Here is a 4,667-nt window from a genome sequence, read left to right as displayed (position 1 = left end):
CGGCGCGACGGCGAAGGCCCTGGCGGCCCGGGGCGCGCGCGTGTTCGCGCTCGACCTCGGCGGCGCGATCGAGAAGGCCGACGCCGTCGACGGCGTCACCTACGTCCCCACCGACGTCACCGACGGCGACCAGGTGCGCGAGGCCGTGGAGCAGGCCGCGGGCGCTGGCGTGCCCCTGCGCACGGTCGTCAACTGCGCGGGCATCGGCAACTCCTCCCGCATCCTGTCAAAGAAGGGCACGCACGACCTCGACCTCTTCCGCAAGGTCGTCGAGGTCAATCTCGTGGGCACCTTCACCGTGATGACCGTCGCCGCCGAGGCGATGGCCACGACCGAACCCCTTGACGACGGACAGCGCGGCGTGGTGATCAACACCGCGTCGGTGGCCGCGTTCGAGGGCCAGATCGGCCAGATCGCCTACTCCGCGTCCAAGGGCGGCGTCGCGGCGATGACCGTCCCGGCCGCGCGCGACCTCGCCTCGCAGGGCATCCGGGTGATGACCATCGCGCCGGGCATCATCGACACGCCGATGATGGCCGGGGTGACCGACGAGTTCCGCGCGGGCCTGGCCGCCTCCGTGCCGTTCCCGAAGCGCCTCGGCCGCCCCGACGAGTACGCCGCGCTCGCGGTGGACATCGTCGAGCACGACTACCTCAACGGCGAGGTCATCCGCCTCGACGGCGCACTCCGGATGTCGCCCCGGTAAGGCTCAGGCATTCACGGACGTCGTCCGGCGGCTTCCGTGAAGCCTCGGGAACAGCCCCCGGCACCAACGCGCACGGCGCCGGGGGCCTTACCGTTGCGGGTCAGAGGTCGAACTCGCCGTCCTTCACACCGGCGATGAACGCCTTCCACTCGCTGGCGGTGTAGGCGATGGTGGCCTCGTCGGGGCGCTTCGAGTTACGCACCTCCACGCCGCCGTCGATGCGGCGGAACTCCACGCAGTTGTCTGTGTTGGCGCTGTACTTGGACTTCCGCCACGTCATGTCCTCGTGCGGTACGCTCATGATGTCGTCGTCTCCTTGCCGTTGATGACGTTGGCGATGAGCGTCGCAGACTCCTCGGCGCTCATCGCCACCTTTCTCACCCTATCCACAGCCGACTGGTACACCTCGATCTCGTCCGGCTCGTGGAGGAACAGGCCGCTGATGCGGTTTTCGAGATGGACCACGGGTCCACGGTCCGGCATCTCGGCGAGGCTGAACGGTCCGTCGAGCCCCGGGTGCCAGTCTGTGCTGGTAGGAATCACATGCAGTGCGACGTTCGGCCGGTCGGAGTGCTCCACCAGCGTGTGTAGCTGGTCGACCATCACTGAGCAGCCACCGATTTCGGCGTGCAGTACTGGCTCGGCGATGTATGCCTCCAGGTGGGCAGGTTCGCGGCGGGTGATGGCCTCGCGACGGCCGAGGCGCACGGCCACGCGCGTGTCGACTTCGCTGGCGGGCACGTCGGCCGCGTGCATGATCGCCCGCGCATAGTCCCCGGTCTGGAGTAATCCAGGGATCAGCAGTGTGGACACGGTGATGATGCGGGTTGCGGTCCGCTCGACTTCGAGGAGCCCGGCGAGCTGACGGTGCTGCTCGGGCATGCCCACGGAGAGCCAGTGCGGGCCGCGTCCCCGGCCCACACCGGCCGTTCCCCGCGGTGTGCGGCGCCACCGTCACCCCCACCGAGTCCGACTTCGCCATGACCGGCTGGCCGACAACGACGTGCTGGGACTGCGACCACGAGATCCGCGTCCGCGAAAGCTTCCCCCGCGACGAAATCGCGCCCCTACCCAACACCCCGACTCGGAGGAGCCCCGACGATGGGACGTCACGCTCTGCTCGACCGCCCCGCCCCCGCACCCGGCGAACCTGAGCAGACCCGCCGTCTCCCGCCGCTGCACTCAGCCGACACAGCCGCGCTATTCCGCGCGCCGATCGCCTGGCCCACCGTCGACCCCGGAACTGACGTTCGCCGCCAACGCGGAACGAGCACTGCGCCTGCTGTTATCGGGCAATCCGGCGAACATACAAGAGGTCACCGAGACCACGGGTGTCAACGCCGAGGTACTTGCCCAGACACTGCTCGATGAGGGGTTGTGCGGAGAGTTGACCGAGGAGCTGGCAGCGGGCTACGTCGGCATCAGCTCACGCGCTCTGTAGCTCGGCAAGCAAGACGTCCGCCGCTGCCCGCGCGGGTTCGGACCATGGTGTCGGGGTTCCGCGACGGGCGGCGACTCGGATCGCGTTGGCGCACTGCAACAGTTGCGCGAGTTTGCCGGAACGGGTCCTGAGATCATCAGCGAACTCGCGTTGAACTCGCGCCGCTATCTCGGGGTCAGGTAGTGCCGACTGCCACAGGGTCGCGGCATCGTGCCCGCGTGGGGCCGCGCCCCAATCCTCCCAGTCGATGATGTGCCCCTCGGTGGAAACGTTGCCCCAGTGCAGATCAGTGTGCGCGGTCGTCCACTCGTCCACGACGGTATCCACCCCGTCGAAGACTTCGGTGATCCTTCTGGTGAGGTGCGCCTGGCTCATGCCGATCCGTTCGGTCGGGTGCGCTCCCAGCGCGGCCAGTGAATCGCGCAGACCTGCCCACCACGAATCCGGCAACGTCGCTGCCGTGGCGAGATCACCCACTACCGGGGCGGTCATCAATTCTACCTCGTCCGCACGCCACACGACGTCCCTGGACGGGTCGGTCCACGTGGTGCTCTGAAACCACTCGGGCTTCTTGACCTCGCGGATCGTCGCCGCGGCTTCCAAGCCGGTCCATACCGCGCTGTTGATCCGCCACCGCTGGCGGCGCTCAACCCGTACCCAGGTGCCGCCGCTGGTACGGAAACCCTCTGTCGCGCCGTGCTCCCCGTACACCACCGACGAGCGATCGAGACACACATCCAGGGTTCGTTCGACACGGTCGAGAACATCCTCATGTTCGTTCTCGCGAACGTCGAAAACGGTAGGCGGCCCGGTAACGGTCACAGTGCACAACCCCCTTCGGCACTCATCAGCAACGCCACCTCACGGCCTCATGCCCCTAGAGATCGCCCATGTACGGAACGGCGTGTTCGGCCGGGCCACTCATCCACTCCCGCAGCGCGCGGGTGGCCCGCACGTCGTCCTCGTTGTAGCGCAGCAGCCGCTCGCGCTGCGTGGCGTCGCCGCTTCCACCGTCGAGCCCGACGGCCGCGCGGTACCAGCGCATGGAGGCCTCCCCGCCCGCCTCCGGGTCGCGCCAGGCGAACCCCGCGACCGGCGCCACAACCTTCAGGCCCTTTCCCCGCGCGCACAGGAACTGCTCGGTCACACTACGGAACAGATCGACCCACTCGTCCGACTCGACGAACGCGCGCACCTCTTCGCGGTCGGGCACGCCGTCGGTGCCGCCGAACCGCTCCACCGAGGCGTACAGCCAGCGGTTCTCGGCCAGCGCGTTGTAGCAGTACGCCCGGAACGTCAGTCCCGCCGCCGCCGTCCGCGCCCGCACGTCGGACAGCCACGCCCAGAACCGCGCGAACGAGTTGCCCTCGTCCGGGGTCGGCAGCGGCTCCCACGTCGCGAACGCGCGATAGCCCGGTGCGAGGTCGAGCCCGGCGCCCTCGGCGACGGTGAGCAGGCATCCCCACAGGTAGGCGCCCGAATCGCCGAAGCTTTCCATGTCGATGTCGACCTCGACATCGGCACGGGGCACGTCGACCCGCTCCACCCTGCGCACCACGGTGAGGTCCGAGCGCCACGCCCGCGCCAGCACCACCGCGTCGGCGAACGCGGACCCGGTCCACTGGATCGGCGACCGGCCGCGCGGATCGAGGGCGGCCAGCGCGTCGACCGTGGCGACTCCGGCCCGGCGCAACTCGGCCGCGTCCTCGCCCCGCACGACGAGACTGACGTCGCGGGAGCGGGTCAGGTCGGCCTCGCACACCGGCCACCACTGGCACCGCTTGCACTCGAGAATCCGCGACGGCTCCGCGAGCGGCTCACGGCCGTGCACGGCGGCGCGGGCCACCGCGAGCCGGTCGGCGAAGCGCGCGTCGTACTCGTCCAGCACGCTGCGCCCGCCGGGCCAGGTCGCCGCGCGCAGGTCGAACCAGACGACCACGTCGGCGTCGAGCCCGATCACCCCGCCGAGCGCCCGGTCCCGCTCGGCCACCCCGGCAGCCTCAAGCAACCTGCGGACGTGCGCGAGGCGCAACTGGTCCCTCGGGTGTGAGCGCACCTTCCGGCGGGCGTCGTGCTCCGCCCGCGCCGGGCGAAGCTCCGGCAGTGTCGTCGTGCGTGCGCCCTGCCCCGGGTCGGTGACCCGGTGGCGCACGACGAGCACCGGCACGTAGCCGTCGTCGGTGCGCACCAGCAGTTCCGGACCGCCACGCCTGCCACCGTCCTCGGGCAGAAGCGCGCCCCAGATGTAGGCCACGCGCTCGTCGAGAGCCGCGAGGGTGAGCCGGACACGCTCCGCCGCGCTCAGCTCGGCCGGGATCACCGCCCAGCTCGCCTCCGTGCTCCCGCGCAGTTCGCCCGCCACCCGGGCACGGTGCTCACGGGCGTCGGCCATGCGCTGCTCAGCGGCCGGATCGGGCGGCGCGACCGGCGCGTCGCGCATCGTCGGGTCGTGGTCGAGGTGGACGCGACGGCGGCAGCGGGTGAGCACACCCGCGTCCAGCAGCACCTCGCGATCCATCA

At 70.2% G+C, this 4,667-nt stretch carries 6 protein-coding genes; 2 read left to right on the top strand and 4 right to left on the bottom strand.

Annotated elements, in window-relative coordinates; translation table 11 throughout:
- The coding region (locus SACSA_RS21510; RefSeq protein ID WP_019813947.1) for an SDR family NAD(P)-dependent oxidoreductase at positions 1–706 on the top strand (706 nt) is incomplete at its 5' end.
- A 100-nt stretch (positions 707–806) separates the two neighbouring features.
- On the opposite strand, the gene SACSA_RS0104685 is transcribed toward SACSA_RS21510, so the two are convergent.
- Together SACSA_RS0104685 and SACSA_RS21505 are read right to left on the bottom strand one after the other, a co-directional pair.
- Complete coding sequence (locus SACSA_RS0104685; RefSeq protein WP_019813945.1) at positions 807–1,007, bottom strand: DUF397 domain-containing protein; 201 nt, start codon at positions 1,005–1,007, stop codon at positions 807–809.
- Positions 1,004–1,588 carry a DUF5753 domain-containing protein gene (locus SACSA_RS21505; protein WP_232212837.1) on the bottom strand — a complete coding sequence of 195 codons (585 nt, stop codon included), beginning with the start codon at positions 1,586–1,588 and terminating at the stop codon, positions 1,004–1,006. The genes SACSA_RS0104685 and SACSA_RS21505 overlap by 4 nt, the downstream gene beginning before the upstream one ends.
- Between SACSA_RS21505 and SACSA_RS24390 the strand changes: the two genes are divergently transcribed.
- Positions 1,534–1,860, top strand: coding sequence for a zinc finger protein (locus SACSA_RS24390; RefSeq protein WP_083940158.1), 327 nt, complete (start codon positions 1,534–1,536; stop codon positions 1,858–1,860). The genes SACSA_RS21505 and SACSA_RS24390 overlap by 55 nt on opposite strands.
- A 272-nt stretch (positions 1,861–2,132) precedes the next feature.
- Here SACSA_RS24390 and SACSA_RS0104675 read toward each other — a convergent pair whose 3' ends face one another.
- Together SACSA_RS0104675 and SACSA_RS0104670 are read right to left on the bottom strand one after the other, a co-directional pair.
- Positions 2,133–2,969: a hypothetical protein gene (locus SACSA_RS0104675; RefSeq protein WP_028661545.1), complete on the bottom strand. Its 837-nt coding sequence runs from the start codon at positions 2,967–2,969 to the stop codon at positions 2,133–2,135.
- Between the two features lie 55 nt (positions 2,970–3,024).
- Entirely contained in the window at positions 3,025–4,665 is a 1,641-nt protein-coding gene (locus SACSA_RS0104670; RefSeq protein WP_019813940.1) for a TM0106 family RecB-like putative nuclease, read from the bottom strand.
- Positions 4,666–4,667: the final 2 nt, after the last annotated feature.

Origin of the sequence: Saccharomonospora saliphila YIM 90502, assembly GCF_000383795.1 — a bacterium.
GTDB lineage: Bacteria > Actinomycetota > Actinomycetes > Mycobacteriales > Pseudonocardiaceae > Saccharomonospora > Saccharomonospora saliphila.
The sequence above is the reverse complement of the archived record's forward strand: the minus strand, read 5'-3'. Positions and strand labels throughout refer to the sequence as shown.

Bases quoted from the DNA above. Each gene is read 5' to 3' on its own strand.
- SACSA_RS0104685 (WP_019813945.1), bottom strand. From the start codon at position 1,007: ATGAGCGTACCGCACGAGGACATGACGTGGCGGAAGTCCAAGTACAGC.
- SACSA_RS21505 (WP_232212837.1), bottom strand. From the start codon at position 1,588: ATGCCCGAGCAGCACCGTCAGCTCGCCGGGCTCCTCGAAGTCGAGCGG.
- SACSA_RS0104670 (WP_019813940.1), bottom strand. From the start codon at position 4,665: ATGGATCGCGAGGTGCTGCTGGACGCGGGTGTGCTCACCCGCTGCCGC.